This window comes from Streptomyces violaceoruber (assembly GCF_033406955.1).
Lineage (GTDB): Bacteria > Actinomycetota > Actinomycetes > Streptomycetales > Streptomycetaceae > Streptomyces > Streptomyces violaceoruber.
On the sequence record NZ_CP137734.1, the window covers coordinates 3,424,775 to 3,443,027 of the forward strand.

Below are 18,253 nucleotides of genomic sequence, written 5' to 3' on the forward strand. Positions count from 1 at the left end.
TCCCCCCTTCCGAGCCGTAGCGTTCACGAGAGTGTGCATGAACGGTGCGGGCGGCGGACGGTCAGGATGGCGACGTCGTCGTGTGGCGCTGCCTTGCCCGCGTAGGCGTGGGCATCCTCGTTGAGGGCCCGGGGCAGGTCGCTCCGCGGCAGGTCGCCGGGGCCGGCGAGGCGTTCGTCCAGGGGGTAGAACGCACCGTCCGCCGCGCGGGACTCGGTCAGTCCGTCGGTGGTGAGCAGCAGCGCCGTGCCGCCGGGAAACGCGAACCGGCCGGGGGTGGCGGGCTCGGCCGCGAGCGCGGTAAGGCCGAGCGGGGCGCCGCTGTCCAACGGCGGCGTGATCACCGAGTCGGCGTCGAGCAGATGCGGCGGCACGTGACCGCAGTTGATGGCCTGCACCTCGTTGCGGGCGTCGTCGATGTTGAGGATGAGGACGGTGACGAATCGTTCGTCGTCACCTCTGCGCGCCACGTAGGAGTTGTGCCGCACGACGGAGGCGTCGAGGGCGTCGACGAGCCCCGTGAGGGTGGGCTCGCGATGGGCCGCCTCGCGAAAGCTGCCGAGGACGGCGAACGCCGCGCCCACCGCGGCCAGCCCCTTGCGCGCGACGTCGCCGCCGCCGGTCAGAAAGGCGGCGGAGCCGAGGAGAGCGGTCCAGGCGCAGACCAGAGCCGTCTGCCGCACCGTGCACTGTGCCGCCGCCGCGGCGGGCAGGAACACCAGGAGCCCGACCAGCGCCATGCCCGAGTTCGCCAACGACCCGACCACCGCCACCAGCAGTGTGACCGTCACCATCCAGACGACCAGTCGCCCCGTCCCCGGCGGCTGAATGGTCTCCCGGGTGGAGCTTGCGGCGGGGCGCCGGCGACGGGGACGCGACACCACGATCTCCAGGGCGGGGCGGTGAACCTCCGCATTCTCGGCCGTCCCCCACGGCCCGGGCGTCCGCCTCGCCGGGGCATTTGGGGACGGAACCGCCCGTCAGCCCGCGAACCGGAACGTCGACGTGATCGCGTCGAAGATGCCGAAGAAGGAGTCCGCGAGGTCGAGGACCTGACTGCTGCCCGCGACCAGGGCGACCTTGCCCTCCTGGCCGGGGACCGGGATGTAGGTCTGCATGAGCACGGCGCGGACCGTGCGGTTCAGGGCGTCGTCCGGGACCGGGATGTCCTCCACGCCCCGCGTGCGGGCGGCGGGGCCCACGCCGGGAATGTCGACCGTGGTGACCTTGCGCCAGGAGTCGCCGGGCTTCCTCGCCTCCTTGACGGCCAGCTGGCCCGCGATCGCCGCCGGGTCGGTGGGGAGCGGGGCGCCGGAGGAGGTGCGGCCGCCGATCAGGGAGACCGTGACCGAGCCCGTGATCGGGGTGTCGCCGCCGAAGCTCTCGGCCATGCAGCCGCAGTACAGCGCGCCCGACTTCCACGCGTCGGAGGCCGCCTTCTGGAGAAAGGTGACGTAGGCGGCGCGGGAGGGCTTCAGCTCCGGGTACCGGCGTATGCGGTCGTCCACCATGCGGCGGATGGAGTCGTCCCGCGACTCCGGGCGTACGTCGAACTCCCACCAGGATTCCGGAACCTTGATCCGGAAACCGCCCCGTTCGACGGTCAGTGCCTCCGTGTAACGAGCCATGTCGTGCGCGGCCTCCCCGTGCGTCGTCGAGGTCGTTCGATGCGATGTTCCGAACATGGTCCCATCGATCGGGAGGCCGGGCGCCGACGCCTCAGGGGCGGTTGTCCGCGTTGCGCAGTCGGGCGAAGGACGTGTCCAGTCCGCGCTTCAGCAGGCGGGACAGCGGGCGTTCCACGAAGCGGTGGATCAGGTAGCTCAGGAGCAGGAAGCCCGTGACGAGCACGGCGATCGGCAGGCGGGCGTCCATCGTGTCGCGCAGGCGGGCTATGAGGGCCGTGCCGGCCGCGCAGTGGACCAGGTAGAGGGGGTAGGTCATGGCGCCCGCCGTGACGAGCCACTTCCAGCGGATCCGATCGGTGTATCCGAGCGGCACGGCGACCATGAAGAGCAGGAAGACCGTGACGACCGCCACGCTGCCGCGCCGGCCGGAGACACGTTCGACGTCCTCGATGCGGTTGCCGGGCTCCAGCTGGCCCATCAGCCACGCCATGGCGAGGATGCCCCGCAGGAGCAGGTCCTGGCCGAAGCGGTGCACGAGGTGGAGGGCGAGGCCCGCGATGGAGTACCAGGCGGCGTCCGGGTTGGCGACCAGTTCGAGCAGGGGCAGGCGGGCGACCGGCGCGGGCATCGCGAGCGCGCCCCACACGCGGCAGAGGACCACGACCCTGCGGTACGTCAGTCCCATGGCGACGACGACCGGGAGGAGCAGGTGGAAGCGCAGCTCGGACCAGAGGGTCCAGTAGACGCCATCGACGTCGGGGACGCCGGAGCCGGACGGGAGCATGGTCAGGTCGAGCAGGACCTCACGCGGCCGGAGGCGCTCCCACACGCCGGGTACGGCGATCAGCGCGGCGGTGGTGAACAGGACCGCGAACCAGCACGCCGGGTAGAGCCGGATCACCCGGGAGACGAAGAACTGGCGCGGGGTGCGGCCCCAGCACGAGAACAGTGCGCACGCGGACGGTAGGGGGTTCGGCAAGCCGCCGCCCGGACTCCGTGGTGTGTTACCGGGCTGTTCGCCTCCGGTGCAACCGGCGCCCCCGGCCCGCCGGTCAGCCGGTCTTGGCCACCGTCAGCAGGACCGCCGAGTCCTCCAGCGCCTCCAGGCTGTGGCGGGCCGGGGGGATCAGGATGAGGTCACCCGCGCGGCCGTCCCAGGAGGTGTCGCCGCTGGTGAGGCGGACCCGGCCGCGCAGGACCTGGACGGTCGCCTCGCCGGGGTTCTCGTGCTCGGCGAGGGTGGTGCCGGCGGTCAGGGCGAGGAGGGTCTGCCGCAAGACCAGTTCGTGGCCGCCGTGGACCGTGGTGGCGCTGCGGCCGCTGGAGGTGGCGGCGGCGCGTTCGAGGTGCTCGCGGGCGAGGGCGTCGAGGGAGAGCTTCTGCATGCGCGCAAGTCTCGCCGCGCGCCCCGGGCCGCCACCAGGGCCGGACGGGGTACACCACCACCGGCGGTGGCTCGTACCTGTGGCCTCGTCACAGGAAGTCGCTCACCCGCATGGGGTAAAAGCTGTAGTCGCTGATGTAGACATGCGGCCGTCGTTGAGGTTAGTGTTCTGTCGTAGCCAGAAGTCAGTGAGGCGCGGCAGAGACGAACTGCCCGTCGGCAACACGTAGAACGAGAACACGACAGGTACGAGAGAAGGAGGAGGACGCCATCAGGATCGCCCGGGCGAGAAGGTTCTCACCGGGTACCGCAGGCCCCGGAACGGAAGGTGGTCCCACGGTCACGCATCCGCGATCCCTCAACTGCCCGGCCCTTCTGAAGGGGCGGCGCGGAATCAGAAGGTCGGCACAGTAAGCCGACAGATGGTGTTACAAATCCCTCGGGGCCTTGGTGCCGTTCGGCACCAAGGCCCCTTGACGCATTCCCCGAACAGAGGTGCAGATGACCGCAGGTACACCGCTCGGCCGGATCGACGACGACGACTACCCCGCGTACACCATGGGACGAGCCGCCGAGATGCTCGGCACCACGCCCGCCTTCCTGCGGGCCCTCGGTGAGGCGCGGCTGATCACTCCGCTGCGCTCGGAGGGCGGCCATCGCCGCTACTCCCGCTATCAGCTGCGTATCGCCGCTCGCGCCCGCGAGATGGTCGACCAGGGGACCGCCATCGAGGCAGCCTGCCGCATCATCATCCTGGAGGACCAGCTCGAAGAGGCCCAGCGCATCAACGAGGAACTGCGAAGCGGTGGCGCCGAGGCCTCGGGCGACAGCTCCGGGAGCGGCCGTCCCGCACGGTAGGGCCCCCCCGGGCGCTCCACCCGGGGAGGAGAGGCGGATAAAATCCGTCCTCATGTCGAAGCCTGACGAGCTGCTCATTGACATCGCTGCTCTCGTGGAGTCCGGACAGAGCAGCCGGATGTCCTTGACCGTGGTCACCCACGGTGCTGTCATCACCGGTCGCCTGGCCCCCGAGAGGGTGTGGAGGCAGCGGGTTTCAGAAGTGCTGACGGACTCCGCCGACCTGGGCGACTTCTCCGCCGTCTTCGAGGCCCCCGCGAAACACGACGGACCGCCCACCCACCTGCACTTCCATGTCGCCCGGATCCTCCAGGGCACGATGGGGATCCCGGAGACGGGCGGGATGTACCGCGTGGCACTCGATGACGTCAGTGCCTGGACCGTGGGCGACTTCAGCTACTCCGACCACTGATCCGCTCCCCCGGCGACCCGCCGTGGCGGGACGGTTCAGCGGGAGAGGACGGGGACGCCCAGGGCGTTGCCGAGTTCGTCGGTGATGTCGCGCAGGCGGACCCGGTCCGTGTACGCGGAACCGTTCCGTACGGCGGTCAGCCGGGCCCGGGTGACCAGACCGGTGTGCTGGCCGTCCTGGTCACAGACGACGAGGTGGCCCGTGCGCGCGGCGGCCATGACGGACAGCGCCACCTCGACCGTCATGTCGTCCCAGACCTGGGGCCCGGCCGCGTCCATGGCGTCGGCGACCGTCCTGTGCACGGCGTCGGTGTCCGTCGGGCGGGGATGCGTCTGGAGCAGCGTCACGAAGTACCTCCTGCGAAGATGGGACGGTTTTCTGATCAGGACGGTTCAGGCTGCCGCGTCGGTGACGGACCGCCGCACGGACCCGCGCCGGGTTGCCGGAGCCGGGCGGCGTCGCCCGCGTGAGGTGGCGCCGCGCTCGGCACGTTCGGCGACCGGTGCGGTGACGACGACCGGAATGCCGGAGGGGGCCTGGGCGCCGGTGATGCGGTGCAGGGCTTCCGTGCCGGAGCGGACCGGGGTGGTCTGCGGGACGATGCCGGCCGTGGTCATCAGGCGGGTCATGGCGCGGCGCTGGTTGGATGTGACCAGGCTGACGACGCTCCCGGACTCGCCGGCGCGGGCCGTGCGGCCGCCCCGGTGCAGATAGTCCTTGTGGTCGCTCGGAGGGTCGACGTTGACGACGAGGTCGAGGCTGTCGACGTGGATTCCGCGTGCCGCGACGTTGGTCGCCACCAGCACGGTGACGTGCCCGTTCTTGAACTGCGCCAGCGTACGGGTGCGCTGCGACTGCGACTTGCCGCCGTGCAGGGCGGCGGCCCGTACCCCGCTGTTGAGCAGGTCCCGGGTCAGTCTGTCGACGGCGTGCTTGGTGTCCAGGAACATGAGCACCCGGCCGTCGCGTGCGGCGATCTCGGTGGTGGCCGCGTGCTTGTCCGCGCCGTGGACGTGGAGCACGTGGTGCTCCATCGTGGTGACCGCGCCGGCCGACGGATCGACGGAGTGCACGACGGGGTCGCTGAGGTAGCGGCGTACGAGCAGATCGACGTTGCGGTCGAGAGTGGCGGAGAACAGCATGCGCTGGCCGTCGGGACGCACCTGGTCGAGCAGTGCGGTGACCTGCGGCATGAAGCCCATGTCGGCCATCTGGTCGGCCTCGTCGAGGACGGTGACGGAGACCTGGTTCAACCGGCAGTCGCCGCGGTCGATGAGGTCCTTGAGACGTCCCGGAGTGGCGACGACGACCTCGACGCCACCACGCAGCGCCGACGCCTGCCTGCCGATCGGCATCCCGCCCACCACCGCGGTCAGTCGCAGCTTCACCGCTCGGGCGTACGGCCTGAGCGCGTCGGTGACCTGCTGCGCCAGCTCACGTGTGGGTACGAGGACCAGCCCGAGCGGCTGTCCGGGCTCGGCCCGCCGTCCGGCCGTGCGGGCCAGCAGGGCCAGCCCGAAGGCGAGGGTCTTGCCGGAACCGGTACGCCCCCGGCCGAGTACGTCACGGCCGGCGAGGGAGTTCGGCAGGGTCGCGGCCTGGATCGGGAACGGTACGGTCACGCCCTGGGATTCCAGCGCGGCCAGCAGCTCCGCGGGCATGTCGAGATCGGCGAAGCGCGCCGCGGCGGGCAGCGCCGGAGTGAGCGTTTCCGGGTGGGCGAATTCACCCTGTACCGCGAGGGCTCGCGTGCGGGCCTTTCCCGTGCGGGCAGGGCGGTCGTTCATGCGGTCGTTCATGCCGGTGCGGTTCATGCGGAACCTTCCTTGACGCAATGCGGCACATATCAAGGAATTCCCGCAGCACGGAGCACGATGCACGGAGCACGGAGCACGTGGAGAATTGCAAGAGAAATGCCAGATGAACGGGAATACAGCTGGGGCCCGCACCCCGAAGGATGCGGGCCCCAGCTGCAAAGTGTGCGCGCGCCGGATGACGCGCCGGCGTCAGGCGAGGACGATGTTCTCGGCCGTCGGGCCCTTCTGGCCCTGCGCGATGTCGAAGTTCACCTTCTGGCCTTCGAGCAGCTCGCGGAAGCCCTGGGCGGCGATGTTCGAGTAGTGGGCGAACACGTCCGCGCCGCCACCGTCCTGCTCGATGAAGCCGAATCCCTTTTCCGCGTTGAACCACTTCACGGTGCCAGTAGCCATGTCTTGTCTCCTTTGGGGCAGTGCGCCGGCGTCCGCACTGTACGAACGCCGTGTCGCCGTGATGATCACCCCGCCGGAAAACCCGGTGTCAAAGAGCGCTTCCGACGGCACGAATACCGGCCGGGAAGGGCTGCAAATTCGGGAACCACAACTGCAACTGATATCGACAGTAGCACGCCGCTACGGTCTTTGCGCACCGAGTAATTCCACTCTGTTCGTGGCTGTAAGAAAACTGCCCGTGCGTTCCGTGAAACCTTGGCGTCGCGGGTGCAGATATAGGGGTGGCGGTGTCGTCGGTATGACTGCGGGCCCCGCCGGCTCGCGGTGGGGCCCGGTCCGTCGGGTCCGTCAGATGACGCCCTGCGCCAGCATCGCGTCGGCCACCCGCTCGAAGCCGGCGATGTTCGCGCCGGTGACGTAGTCGCCGGGGGCGTCGTAGCGCTCGGCGGTCTCGTGGCAGGTGGTGTGGATGCTGGTCATGATGTCGGCCAGCTCCTCCTCGACCCGCGCCGCCGTCCACGAGGTACGGGCGTGGTTCTGCGCCATCTCCAGGGCGCTGACCGCGACGCCGCCCGCGTTGGCCGCCTTGCCGGGGCCGAAGGCGACGCCCGCCTTCTGGAGCAGGTGGACGGCCTCGGGGGTGGTCGGCATGTTCGCGCCCTCGGAGACCGCCTTGACGCCGTTGCGGACGAGCGTGGCGGCGGCGTTCTCGTCCAGCTCGTTCTGCGTGGCGGAGGGGAGGGCAAGGTCGGCCGGAACGTCCCAGACGCTGCCGCCGGGCACGAAGCGGGCCGAGGCGCCCCGGCGCTCGGCGTACGCGTCGACGCGGCCGCGCTCGACCTCCTTGATCTGCTTGAGCAGGTCGAGGTCGATGCCCTTCTCGTCGACGACGTAGCCGGAGGAGTCCGAGCAGGTGACGGCGTTGGCGCCGAGGGCGGTCAGCTTCTCGATGGTGTAGATCGCCACGTTGCCGGAGCCGGAGACGACCGCGGTCTGGCCCTCCAGGTCCTCGCCGCGCTCCCGCAGCATCGCCGCCGCGAACAGCACGTTGCCGTAGCCGGTCGCCTCCGGGCGGATCAGCGAGCCGCCCCAGCCCTGGCCCTTGCCGGTGAGGACGCCGGACTCCCAGCGGTTGGTGATCCGCCGGTACTGGCCGAAGAGGTAGCCGATCTCGCGGCCCCCGACGCCGATGTCCCCCGCCGGGACGTCCGTGTGCTCGCCGATGTGCCGGTACAGCTCCGTCATGAAGGACTGGCAGAACCGCATGACCTCCGCGTCGCTGCGCCCGTGCGGGTCGAAGTCGCTGCCGCCCTTGCCGCCGCCGATGCCGAGGCCGGTCAGCGCGTTCTTGAAGATCTGCTCGAAGCCCAGGAACTTGATGACGCCCAGGTTGACGGACGGATGGAAGCGCAGACCGCCCTTGTACGGGCCCAGCGCGCTGTTGAACTCGACCCGGAAGCCCCGGTTGACGCGGACGCGGCCCTGGTCGTCCTGCCACGGCACCCGGAACATCACCTGGCGCTCCGGCTCGACCAGCCGCTCGATGAGGCCCGGCTCGGCGTACTCGGGGCGGGCCGCGACGACCGGCGCCAGGGTCTCCAGGACCTCGTGGGCCGCCTGGTGGAACTCGGGCTGGGCCGGGTTGCGCAGCTCGATCTCGGTGAGGAGGTGGTCGAGGGTGGACTGCGTCTCGCTTCGCGTCGTCACAGGGGCCCTTTCTGGCACGGCGGGCACCGGTCGCATACAGCGACCGGTGGGAGGCGCTCGGCGCCGTTGCCGCGCGCGGGACACTTAAGTGTTACGCGCATGTAAACCCCATGGCCAGCACCCGATCACTGGATGAGACGAAGGCCTCCCGGCGGCACCGGCCTCCCGTCGACGCTACCCGTCCCCGTTCAGCATCGCGGCGGTGAGGACGTTGCCCGCGACGCCCCAGCCTCCGTCCGGGACCTCGTCGACCAGGACGACGGTGGTCGGACGGGCGCGCTCCCCGTAGATCTCCGCGTAGAGGTCGGTGGTGCGTTCGACGATCTTCTTCTTGTCCTCCGCCGAGAGAGTGCCCGCGGGGACCTTGAAGTGGGCGAAAGGCATGTCAGATCATTCCTCCGTTGGCGCGCAGAATCTGGCCGTTGACCCAGTGCCCGGCGGGGCTGCCGAGGAAGGCGACCACGGCGGCGATGTCCTCCGGGGTGCCCAGCCGCTCCAGCGGTGGCGTCTTCGCGAGCTTGTCCACCTGCTCGGGCGTCTTCCCGTCGAGGAACAGGTCGGTCGCCGTCGGTCCGGGCGCGACCGTGTTCACGGTGACGTCCCGGCCGCGCAGCTCACGCGCCAGGATCATGGTCATGGCCTCCACGGCGCCCTTACTGGCCGCGTAGGCGCCGTACGTGGGGAACTGGGTGCCGACGACGGACGTCGAGAACCCAATGAAGGCGCCCCCGGCACGCAGCCGCCGCGCCGCCTGCTGGGCGACGACGAAGGTGCCGCGGATGTTGGTGCGGTGCATGGCGTCCAGCGCCGCCAGGTCCAGGTCGGCGATGGGCGAGAGGGTCATCCGCCCGGCCGAGTTCACGACGACGTCGACGCCGCCGAACTCGTCCGCCGCCCGGTCGAACAGCGCGGCGACCTCCTTCTCCTCCGCCACGTCGGCCTGTACGGCGATCGCCCGTCCGCCGGCCTCGGTGATCGCCGTCACCGTCTCGTCGGCGGCCGAGGCGTCGCTGGCGTAGTTCACGACGACGGCCAGGCCGTCCTCGGCGAGTTTGCGGGAGACCGCCCGGCCGATGCCGCGGGACCCGCCGGTGACGACGGCGACCCTTTCGGCGGCGGTCTGTTGATTCGTGTGCGTGGTCATGGCTCCACGATGCGCCCGGTCGGACGGCGCAGCCAGGGGATGCCATCCCATGGGTCGGCGGCCCGGCCCGGCGCAGAATGGACCGTATGAGCGCTGTGAAGTACGCCGAGCTGGGAGCGTTCCTGCGATCGCGGCGCGAGCGCATCCGCCCCGCCGACGTCGGACTCCCGGCCGGGCCGCGCCGCCGGGTGCCGGGGCTGCGCCGCGAGGAGGTCGCCCACCTCGCGGGGGCGTCCGTGGACTACTACAACGAGCTGGAGCGCGGCGCGGGGTCCCAGCCGTCCGAGCAGATGCTCGCCGCGCTGGCGCGGGCGCTACGGCTGTCCGCCGACGAGCGGGACTACCTCTACCGGCTCGCCGACCGGCCGGTGCCCGTGCCGGGCGGGCCCGCCTCGCACGTCCACCCCGGCATGCTGGACCTGCTGGGCCGGATGACCTCGACCCCGGCGCAGGTGATCACCGACCTGCACGTCACGCTCGTACAGAATCCGCTGGCCGTGGCGCTGCTCGGGGACCAGTCCGGTTACCGGGGGCCCCGCGCCAGCTTCGTGCACCGGTGGTTCACCGAGCCGGCGGCCCGGCTGCTGTATCCCGAGGCCGACCACGCGTACCAGTCCCGTTCCTTCGTCGCCGACCTGCGGGCCGCCGCCGCCCGGCGGGACGCGAAGGACACGGAGGCCGGCGCGATGGTGCGTACGCTGCTCGGCGTCTCCCCCGAGTTCGCCGCGCTGTGGGCCGATCACGACGTGGCGTTCCGGCGCCACGACCGCAAGCGGCTCGTGCACCCGGTGATCGGTTTGGTCGAGGTCAACTGCCTCAACCTCTTCAGCGAGGACGGCCGCCAGCGGCTCCTGTGGTTCACCCCGGCGGTGGGGACCGAGAGCGCGGGGCTGCTGGAGCTGCTGTCGGTCGTCGGCACGCAGGAGGTCAGCGAGGTCAGCGCCGCGACGCGTACGGCAGGAAGCTCGCCCAGGCGGCAGGGGTGAGGGTGAGGCGGGGGCCGTTGGTGTCCTTGGAGTCCCGGATGTGGATGGTGGCGGGGGTGACGGCCAGCTCGACGCAGGAGTTACCGTCGGTCCCGCCGCTGTAGCTGCTCTTGAACCAGACCAGTTCGGCCTCGCGGATCATGTTTCTCCCAGCAGTGTCTCGATGAAGGCCAACGACTCCCTGGGCGAGAGAGCCTGCGCTCGGATCGTGCCATACCGCAGTTCGACAATGCGCAGGTGTTTCGGGTCGGTGATCGGCCGTCCGTTGAACGCCCCGTCGGAGCGCCCCACCGCTGTACCGTCCGGGAACTTCAGCAGCTCGATCCTGCCGTCCAGCCCCGGATGGGCGTCAGCGTTTGTCGGCATCACTTGAAGCGTGACGTTGTGCAACCGCCCGACCTCCAGCAGACGTTCGAGCTGCTGTCGCCACACCATTGTGCCTCCAACCTGCCTACGCAGCGGTGCCTCTTCCAGCACGAAGTGCATCGATGGAGCCGGATCGCGCTCGTAGACCGACCGCCGAGCCAGCCGGGCGGCGACCATACGGTCGACGTCGTCGGGTGAGTACGGCGGCTGCGCTGCCTCGATCAGGGCTCGCGCGTGCTCCGGGGTCTGCAACAGGCCAGCGATGATGTTGCACTCATACAGGCCGATCTCGACCGCCTTGCCCTCCAACTTCCCCAGCTCCCGCACCTTCTTCGGGTACCGGACCTTCTTCACGTCCTCCCACGCCGCCGAGATGAGCCCACCGGCGCCCAGTACCTCGTCGGCCCTGTCCAGATACTCCTGCCGGGGAATCCGCTTGCCGCCCTCGACCTTGTAGACCAGGTCCTCCCCGTACCCGACCGCCACTCCGAAGTCACCGGCCCGCATCCCCGCCGCATCCCGGCGGAGCTTCAACTGCCGTCCCACCGTGGTGATGACCGCGACGCCCCACTCGTCGTCCGGGTCGACCTCCCACCCCGACTCGTCCGTCTCGACCGCCATCCTCCGCCCCTTCCCCGACAGCACCGACACCACTGGACAAGCGCCGGACAGTTACCGTACGTACCCGCTGAGTGACTTCTCACGGTACTCACACATCGCCACGCTGAGTGACGTGAATCAGGAATCCACCACCGAACTCACCGCGTCCGTCCGCAATTTCAGCGTGCAGCTCTCTCCCACCCCACGCGGCGCCCGCCTCGCCCGCCTGCTCGCGACCGAGCAGCTGCGTTCCTGGGGGCTGCCCCCGGACCCGGCACGCCTCCTCGTCGCCGAGCTGGCCAACAACGCGGCGGACCACGGACGGGTCCCCGGCCGGGATTTCCGGCTCACCCTGTACGTCGTCGGCGACACCCTCCGCATCGAGGTCACCGACACGCGGGGCCAGGAACTCCCCGCCCCGCAAAAGCCGGCCTCCGACGCCGAATCCGGCCGGGGTCTGCTGCTGGTCGAGGCGTTGGCGCACCGCTGGGGAGTGACGGAGGGACGCTTCCCGCGCAAAACCGTGTGGGCCGAACTGCGCTGTACGCCATCGGAACCCACGTTCTGAGGTTCCGGTGCCGTCGGTGCCCTACCAAGACAAGAAACGGGGGAAATGACCCCTACCAAGCCCCACCTCTCCCGCCCGAGGCGCTTCGTCACTCGGGCGGGTGAACATCACCGGTTGAGCTGGATTTCGGGGCCCTCAACTCCCCTACTCTCAGCGCAAACAAACACATCTGAAAAGGCATCGGCCCCCGCTGGGACTGGCATCCCGGTGCGAGGGCCTAACCACCAAGGAAGAAGAGAGCTTCCCGATGGGTACCGAAAACACTAGCGCGCCCCCGCCCGCCCAGTCAGCCCCCGCCGACAATCCGACCCGTACGCGTCGCCACGGCGGCGGCATCATCCACGAGAACACCCGCCACACCACCCGCTTCGTGGTGATCGGCAACCACCTGGTCCAGCACAAGGAGTTGTCGCTCCTCGCGATCGGCCTGAGCTGCCACCTCCAGTCGCTGCCCACCGGTGCGGGCGCCGACATCAAGTCGCTCGCCGCCCGCTTCCCCGAAGGGCCCACCCGTATCGCCGCCGCCCTGCGCGAACTGGAGGCCCACGGCTACCTGCGCCGCGAGCGCCACCGCACGGAGACCGGCCGGATCGTCACCCGCACGGTCTCCTGCAACCAACCGCACGCGGACCGGCGCCGCGAACCGGCCGACACGGGGTGCCCGCCCGCGAAGCGCACGCCTCCGCCGCAGCGCCGTACGGTCCAAAAGGCGCTCCCCGCCGTACCGCAGCCGAGCAGCACCGCCCCCGCGCTGTTCCAGACGGCCCTCGACCTCCTCGCAGACCTGCGACGACGCGACGCCCGGCTGCTGCTCTCCGCGACGGACACGGCGCACCTGGTCCCGGGGGTCGCCGCCTGGCTGGAGCGCGACGTCACCCCCGGCGCCGTACGGCACGCCCTGACCGCCGGGCTCCCGGACGAACCCCTGCACCGCCCGGCCGCCCTCCTCGCCCACCGCCTCGTCGCCCAACTGCCGCCCCCGCCGCCGTTCAGGGCGCCCGCCGGTCCGCCTCCACCGCGGTACGAGGTACGCAACTGCGACGGCTGCGACCGCGGCTTCCGCGCCCCCGAGACCGAAGACCGCTGCCGCGACTGCCGCGCGGCCTCCCACCCGTAACCGAACCAAGGACTTCCATGGTCAGCTCGTCCCACGAGGCGATGCACCGCATCTTCCAGCACGATCCGGGATTGTTCAGCCGCGTCACCCACTTCCTGGGAATCGACCTTCCCAGGCCCATCGGGGCGACGGCGTTGCCGACCGACCTCACCGAGGCCAGCCCCGTCGAACGCCGTGTGGACACACTGCTGCGCTTCGAGACCGCAGAGCGGGGACCGTTCCTCCTCGCGGTGGAGGCGCAGGGAAAGAAAGACCCGGACAAACCCGCGAGCTGGGCGTACTACGTCTCGTATCTGTGGACGAAGTACCGGCTGCCCACAGCCCTCCTGGTCGTCTGCCAGGACCACGCCACGGCGAAATGGGCGCAGCGGGCGGTGACCAGCGGACCGCCCGAATTGCCCACCCTCACTCTGCGGCCCGTGGTCGCCGGCCCCCACAACATGCCGGTGATCACCGATCCGGACGAGGCCCGCGCCGACCTCGTCCTGGCCAGCCTGGCAGCCATCACACACGCCGCGGAACCGGTCGTCAATGCGATACTGAAGGCCCTGTCCACCGCGTTGAGTGACGCGCCCGAAGACATTGCCGCCCCCATCGTCGAATTCACCGCACATGGGCTGGGCAATCGCCCGGCCAGGCACCTCTGGAGGAATCTGGTGGCCGTGGACCTCTCCTTCTACAAGTCGTACATCTCCGAAGAGATCCGCGACGAAGGCCGCGAGCAAGGCCGCGAACAGGGCCGCGCCCAGCAGGGCGCCCAGGACGTGCTGCTGGTCCTGGAACAGCGTGGCCTCGACATCCCGGACGGCGTCCGTACGCGCATCACGGAGTGCGGCGACACCGAGGTTCTCCGTCACTGGCTCGCACGGGCCGTCACCGCGTCCTCGGCCGAGGCCGTCTTCGAGAGCGAGTAGCGCTCCCCCGGCTCACGCCACCGTAGACACGCAGAACGGATGCCCCGCCGGGTCCAGCAGTACCCGCCAGCGGTCAGGGGACGGCTGGAAGTCGGGCTTCGTGGCGCCCAGGGCGAGCAGGCGGGCCTCCCCCGCGTCCAGGTCGTCGACGCCGACGTCGATGTGGGCCTGCTTCTCCTGGTCGGTGCCCGGCCAGGTCGGCGGGCGGTAGTCGGGCAGGCGGCAGAAGCCGAGGCCGGGCGCGCCGTCCTTGCCGCCGAGGAGGTAGAAGTCGTCGGTGTTGAAGGCGACGGGGAGGTCGAGGGCCTCGCCCCAGAAGCGGGCCAGCGCGGCGGGGTCGGAGCAGTCGAAGGTGACGGCCGAGTAGCGGAAAGTCGGAGCCGAGGCGTTCTGCGTTGTCGTCATGGGAGGACCGTAGGACGTGACCAGGACAGGTTCGGTCCTGGTCACGTCGGTGGATCGTGGCAGACTTCCGAACCGTGCTCAGTACTTCCGCCCGGCTGCTGCGGCTGGTCTCCCTGCTCGCCGTCCGCCCCGCCTGGACCTGCGGCGAGCTGGCCGAGCGGATGGAGGTCACGGAACGGACCGTGCGGCGGGACGTGGCGCGGCTGCGGGAGCTGGGGTACACCGTCGACTCCGACCCGGGACCGTGGGGCGGGTACCGGCTGCGGCCGGGGACGCGTACGCCGCCGTTGATCCTCGACGACGAGGAAGCCCTCGCCGTGGCCGTCGGGCTGCGGGAGGCCGCGCTGAGCGGGGCGCTCGGCGGGGACCAGGCGGCTCTGTCGGCGCTGCTGAAGCTGCGGCAGGTGCTGCCCAAGCGGCTGGGGGACCGGCTCGAGGACATGGACGCGGCGTTCGTGCAGACCCCGCGGGCCGGTGAGCCGCAGGTCGCGGCGGGGACGCTGCTGGAGCTGGCGGCCGCGTGCCGGCGGGGCGAGCGGGCCCGGATGGCGTACCGGGACTGGGGAGGGCGGGCCAGTGTGCGGGACGTGGACCCGTACCGGCTCGTGCACACCGGGCGGCGTTGGTACTTCGTGGCCCGGGATGTCGCGCGGGGCGAGTGGCGGACGTTCCGGGCCGACCGGGTCGAGCGGGTGCAGCCGACCGGCCGGGCCGTCGAGTTCACCGAACCGCTGCCCGATCCGGCGCTGCTCGTGTCCCGCGCGAGCGCGACCGGGCCGTACGCGGTGCTGGCCACCGTCCGCCTGCCGGTGCCCATGGAGCAGGCGCTGCGGTCCATTCCCGCCACGGTCGGGCTGCACCGGGCCGACGGGCCGGACGCCACGGTCGTCGAGATCGGCGGGTCGAGCGCGGAGGGGCTGGCCCGGTATCTGGTCAGCCTCGCCACGCCGTTGCGCGTGCTGGCGCCGGACGCCGTACGCCGGGCCCTGCTGCACCGCGTCCACGAACTCCTCGAAGACAACGTGGAGGAGATGGACCGACCGGTCCCGGACGCCCCGCCCCGGAAGCGATCATGACGGCATGACCCACACCTCACGGCGCGGCGTGCTCGCCGCCTTCGCGGCCTCGGCCGCCACGGTTCCGTTCGGCGGCGCGGCCGCCGCCTCCCCCGCACGCGCCACCGCGACGGCCGCTTCGGCCGTCGACCCGGCCGCTGCGTCCGCCGCTCCGGCCGGTCTGACCGCGGCCCGTTCCTCCGTGACACTGCCGCCGTTGAACCCCGCGTACTTCAGCGGCCTCACCCTGGACTCCGCGCTCACCGCCACCGTGCTGCCGGGCACTCCGGCCCGCACCGAGGTCACCTCCGGCGGCAGACGCGTCGCGCTGCTGACGCACGGTGCCCGCAGTGTGCTGCTGCCCGGGCCGGAGCGGACGTTCACCGAGAACAAGAAGCCCTTCGTCGACGACTTCGCGCGCACCCTGCCCGACACCTCGCTGCCCGTCGGCGACCGCGCGTACTGGGGCACCTCCCCGGGCGGGGGGAGCTGGTCCACCCTCGGGCCGGTGGAGAGCGACTACGCGGTGGTCCCGGGCGCCGGGATCATCACCCTCACCACCGACTACGCCAGTCGCCACGCCAGCCTCCGGGACGGCGAGGTCACCGACGTGGACGTGCGGTCCGTCGCGCGGTTCGACAAGGTGCCGGAGGGCGACGCCTGCTCGTACGCCCTCTCCTTCGGCTACCAGGACACCCACAACAACTACCGGGCCCGGCTGTCCTTCACCACCTCCGGCGCGGTCCAGCTCCGGGTGGAGAAGGAGGTCGACGACACGGTCACGCAACTGGCCCCGGCCGTGGCCCTCGCCGACGGCGTGCCCGCCGGCACCGACTGGACGATACGGGTCCGCCGGGAGGGCACCCGGGTCCGCGCCAAGGCGTGGCCCTCGGCGGGCACCGAGCCGTCCGCGTGGTCCTTCGACGCCACCGACGACACCTTCGGCAAGGGCCGCGTGGGCCTGCGCGCACTCGCCAACCGCGGCTGCACCAACCTGCCGGTCACCCTGCGTGTCGGCCGGTTCCAGGTGGACGCCGCGAACTGGGCGGAGCCGCCGGCCGTCACCCACTCGGACTGGGTGCGGGTCCTGCCCGAGCCCTTCGACGGGGTCTGGACACCGCAGCTGGAGCAGGTGGTCCGGGGCTGGTCCAACTCTCCGGCCCCGGACGTCCTGGCCCATGCCGCGATGTTCCTCGCCGGGGCGTCCCCCGTGGTCGCCGGTTCCGGCCCGGCCGAGGGGCGGCAGGTCATGGGCGAGGCGGGGTACGGCTATCTGGACCCGCAGGGTTACCGCTACGAGGGCGCCGACTTCCACGAGTACATGGGCACCGGCTGGACCTTCCCGGACGGCGCCCACACCGGTCCCTCCAGCAGACAGACCGGCAACCTCGACTGCTCCGGCTACACCCGCATGGTCTACGGCTACCACATGGGCGTGCCGCTGGCCGCGGGCGAGGACACCTCCGGCACCCGTCTGCCGCGCAAGTCCCGGGACATGGCCGACCACTCCCCCGGCGTGCGGATCGCGCGGACCGACGGCACGCTGCCGCCCCCGGCCGAGCAGCTCCAGCCCGGCGACCTCGTGCTGTTCAACGCCGACTCGGGCGACGACAACGCGGTGGCGACGACCGACCACGTCGGCATCTACCTGGGCGCGGACACCGCCGGCCGGCGCCGCTTCCTGTCCAGCCGCAAGACGGTCAACGGGCCGACCATGTCGGACCTGGGCGGCGCGTCACTGCTCGACGGCACCGGAACGTACGCGCGGACCCTGCACACGGTGCACCGGATCTGAGCCGGCCGGGCGCCGGGGAGAGCCGACTCCCACTGGTCTGTACCAGCCTCTTGCCCTCCGCCCCGAGACGTCGCAAGCTCCCCTCATGGAGCTGGAGTTGCGGCATCTCAAGACGGTACGGGCCATCGCCGACGCCGGCAGCCTCACCAGGGCGGCGACGGCTCTCGGGCTCGCGCAGCCCGCGTTGAGCGCACAGCTCAAGCGGATCGAACGGGCCCTGGGCGGGGCGCTGTTCGTGCGCGGCCGGCACGGCGTGCGGGCCACCGCGCTGGGCGAACTGGTGCTGGAGCGGAGCCGGATCGTGCTCCCGGCGGTGACCGAACTCCAGCAGGAGGCGGCCCGGTTCGCCCGTGCGCCGCGCACGGCGGAGCGGCTGCGGATCGGCGGCACCCACGGGCCCTTACTGGGCGCCCTCCTCGACCGGCTGGCCGGTGTGGCGCCGGACGCCCGGATGACGACCTGCACCTCCTGGTCCGAGCGGGAGCTGGCCGGGCAGCTCGCCGAGGGGCGGCTGGACTTCGCGCTGGCCGGGACCTGCGGCACCGCGTCGCCGCCCGCCGGCGAGGGGCTGGTGTGGCGGGAGGTCGCCGTCGACCCGGTGTTCGTCATGATGACCGACGGCCATCCGCTGGCCCACCGCGCGGAGGTGGACCTGACCGCGCTGGCCGACGAGGAGTGGGCGTGCGTACCCGGTGACGGCTGCTTCGGCGACTGCTTCACCGCGTCGTGCGCCCGGGCCGGTTTCACCCCGCGCCGCATGTACGAGACGGACACCGCGTCCCTCGTGCACCTGGTGCAGGTGGGGCGGGCGGTCGGGCTGTGCCGGGCGACCTTCCCGACCACGCCCGGCATCGTGACCCGGCCCCTGGCCGACACCCCGCTGACCTGGCGGCACCTGCTCGGCTGGCACGCGGCGACGCAGCGGCGGGACACCGCCGCCGCGGTGCTCGCGCAGGCGCGCATGGCGCACGCGAGCGTGGCGGCGAACAGCGACAGCTACACGGAGTGGATGTCGGCCCACCGGGTTCCGTAACGCCGGGTTCCATCACGCGGGTTCCATAACGCCGGGGAGAGGGACGGCTGACCTCTTATGCCGGCCGGTCG

Annotated in this window: 21 protein-coding genes and 1 pseudogene; 9 read left to right on the top strand and 13 right to left on the bottom strand. The window is 71.3% G+C overall.

The window, feature by feature from the left end; translation table 11 throughout:
* Positions 1-23 precede the first annotated feature (23 nt).
* From R2E43_RS15040 to R2E43_RS15055, 4 genes are all read right to left on the bottom strand, one after another.
* On the bottom strand, positions 24-881 hold the full coding sequence (locus tag R2E43_RS15040; RefSeq protein ID WP_408649112.1) for a PP2C family protein-serine/threonine phosphatase: 858 nt from the start codon (positions 879-881) through the stop codon (positions 24-26).
* A 99-nt stretch (positions 882-980) separates the two neighbouring features.
* Complete coding sequence (locus tag R2E43_RS15045; protein ID WP_332056277.1) at positions 981-1,628, bottom strand: hypothetical protein; 648 nt, start codon at positions 1,626-1,628, stop codon at positions 981-983.
* A 91-nt stretch (positions 1,629-1,719) separates the two neighbouring features.
* Complete coding sequence (locus R2E43_RS15050; RefSeq protein WP_319130354.1) at positions 1,720-2,607, bottom strand: acyltransferase family protein; 888 nt, start codon at positions 2,605-2,607, stop codon at positions 1,720-1,722.
* 73 nt (positions 2,608-2,680) lie between these two features.
* A complete protein-coding gene (locus tag R2E43_RS15055) occupies positions 2,681-3,013 on the bottom strand; it encodes a cupin domain-containing protein (protein WP_003974274.1) in 333 nt (110 codons plus the stop codon).
* Positions 3,014-3,513: 500 nt separating this feature from the next.
* On the opposite strand from R2E43_RS15055, the gene R2E43_RS15060 reads away from it, so the two are divergent.
* A complete protein-coding gene (locus tag R2E43_RS15060) occupies positions 3,514-3,870 on the top strand; it encodes a MerR family transcriptional regulator (RefSeq protein WP_003974275.1) in 357 nt (118 codons plus the stop codon).
* Between the two features lie 52 nt (positions 3,871-3,922).
* A complete protein-coding gene (locus tag R2E43_RS15065) occupies positions 3,923-4,282 on the top strand; it encodes a hypothetical protein (protein ID WP_003974276.1) in 360 nt (119 codons plus the stop codon).
* 68 nt (positions 4,283-4,350) lie between these two features.
* Here R2E43_RS15065 and R2E43_RS15070 read toward each other — a convergent pair.
* The 6 genes and pseudogenes from R2E43_RS15070 to R2E43_RS15095 form a co-directional block, all read right to left on the bottom strand.
* Positions 4,351-4,629 (bottom strand): annotated as a pseudogene (locus R2E43_RS15070) (CBS domain-containing protein); the annotation flags it as partial.
* 45 nt (positions 4,630-4,674) lie between these two features.
* On the bottom strand, positions 4,675-6,081 hold the full coding sequence (locus R2E43_RS15075) for a DEAD/DEAH box helicase (RefSeq protein WP_408649141.1): 1,407 nt from the start codon (positions 6,079-6,081) through the stop codon (positions 4,675-4,677).
* Between the two features lie 207 nt (positions 6,082-6,288).
* Positions 6,289-6,492, bottom strand: a complete 204-nt coding sequence (locus R2E43_RS15080) for a cold-shock protein (protein ID WP_003974279.1) — start codon at positions 6,490-6,492, stop codon at positions 6,289-6,291.
* 348 nt (positions 6,493-6,840) lie between these two features.
* A complete protein-coding gene (gene gdhA, locus R2E43_RS15085; RefSeq protein WP_003974280.1) occupies positions 6,841-8,199 on the bottom strand; it encodes an NADP-specific glutamate dehydrogenase in 1,359 nt (452 codons plus the stop codon).
* A gap of 174 nt (positions 8,200-8,373) precedes the next feature.
* On the bottom strand, positions 8,374-8,583 hold the full coding sequence (locus R2E43_RS15090) for a 4-oxalocrotonate tautomerase family protein (RefSeq protein WP_003974281.1): 210 nt from the start codon (positions 8,581-8,583) through the stop codon (positions 8,374-8,376).
* Between the two features lies 1 nt (position 8,584).
* On the bottom strand, positions 8,585-9,343 hold the full coding sequence (locus R2E43_RS15095) for an SDR family oxidoreductase (protein ID WP_003974282.1): 759 nt from the start codon (positions 9,341-9,343) through the stop codon (positions 8,585-8,587).
* Positions 9,344-9,420: 77 nt separating this feature from the next.
* Here R2E43_RS15095 and R2E43_RS15100 point away from each other — a divergent pair, with 77 nt between their 5' ends.
* Positions 9,421-10,329, top strand: coding sequence for a helix-turn-helix transcriptional regulator (locus tag R2E43_RS15100; RefSeq protein WP_381936262.1), 909 nt, complete (start codon positions 9,421-9,423; stop codon positions 10,327-10,329).
* Here the strand turns inward: R2E43_RS15100 and R2E43_RS15105 are convergent.
* Together R2E43_RS15105 and R2E43_RS15110 are read right to left on the bottom strand one after the other, a co-directional pair.
* Positions 10,280-10,471 (bottom strand): DUF397 domain-containing protein, encoded by a 192-nt coding sequence (locus R2E43_RS15105; protein ID WP_326650215.1) that lies wholly within the window; start codon positions 10,469-10,471, stop codon positions 10,280-10,282. The two genes, R2E43_RS15100 and R2E43_RS15105, sit on opposite strands and share 50 nt — an antisense overlap.
* The gene (locus R2E43_RS15110; RefSeq protein WP_319123454.1) at positions 10,468-11,316 is read right to left on the bottom strand and encodes a helix-turn-helix domain-containing protein; all 849 of its coding nucleotides are present in this window, start codon (positions 11,314-11,316) and stop codon (positions 10,468-10,470) included. The genes R2E43_RS15105 and R2E43_RS15110 overlap by 4 nt, the downstream gene beginning before the upstream one ends.
* 112 nt (positions 11,317-11,428) lie before the next feature.
* Between R2E43_RS15110 and R2E43_RS15115 the strand changes: the two genes are divergently transcribed.
* The 3 genes from R2E43_RS15115 (at position 11,429) to R2E43_RS15125 (ending at position 13,894) form a co-directional block, all read left to right on the top strand.
* Complete coding sequence (locus tag R2E43_RS15115; RefSeq protein ID WP_332056278.1) at positions 11,429-11,863, top strand: ATP-binding protein; 435 nt, start codon at positions 11,429-11,431, stop codon at positions 11,861-11,863.
* 247 nt (positions 11,864-12,110) lie between these two features.
* Positions 12,111-12,980, top strand: coding sequence for a helix-turn-helix domain-containing protein (locus R2E43_RS15120; protein ID WP_332056279.1), 870 nt, complete (start codon positions 12,111-12,113; stop codon positions 12,978-12,980).
* A 17-nt stretch (positions 12,981-12,997) separates the two neighbouring features.
* Positions 12,998-13,894 carry an RpnC/YadD family protein gene (locus R2E43_RS15125; RefSeq protein ID WP_093456792.1) on the top strand — a complete coding sequence of 299 codons (897 nt, stop codon included), beginning with the start codon at positions 12,998-13,000 and terminating at the stop codon, positions 13,892-13,894.
* Between the two features lie 12 nt (positions 13,895-13,906).
* On the opposite strand, the gene R2E43_RS15130 is transcribed toward R2E43_RS15125, so the two are convergent.
* Positions 13,907-14,299 carry a VOC family protein gene (locus tag R2E43_RS15130; protein ID WP_162495224.1) on the bottom strand — a complete coding sequence of 131 codons (393 nt, stop codon included), beginning with the start codon at positions 14,297-14,299 and terminating at the stop codon, positions 13,907-13,909.
* 74 nt (positions 14,300-14,373) lie between these two features.
* On the opposite strand from R2E43_RS15130, the gene R2E43_RS15135 reads away from it, so the two are divergent.
* From R2E43_RS15135 to R2E43_RS15145, 3 genes are all read left to right on the top strand, one after another.
* Positions 14,374-15,375 (top strand): helix-turn-helix transcriptional regulator, encoded by a 1,002-nt coding sequence (locus R2E43_RS15135; protein ID WP_046247835.1) that lies wholly within the window; start codon positions 14,374-14,376, stop codon positions 15,373-15,375.
* Between the two features lie 4 nt (positions 15,376-15,379).
* Positions 15,380-17,149, top strand: coding sequence for an NlpC/P60 family protein (locus tag R2E43_RS15140; protein ID WP_332056280.1), 1,770 nt, complete (start codon positions 15,380-15,382; stop codon positions 17,147-17,149).
* Between the two features lie 85 nt (positions 17,150-17,234).
* On the top strand, positions 17,235-18,182 hold the full coding sequence (locus R2E43_RS15145; protein ID WP_011029804.1) for a LysR family transcriptional regulator: 948 nt from the start codon (positions 17,235-17,237) through the stop codon (positions 18,180-18,182).
* Positions 18,183-18,253: the final 71 nt, after the last annotated feature.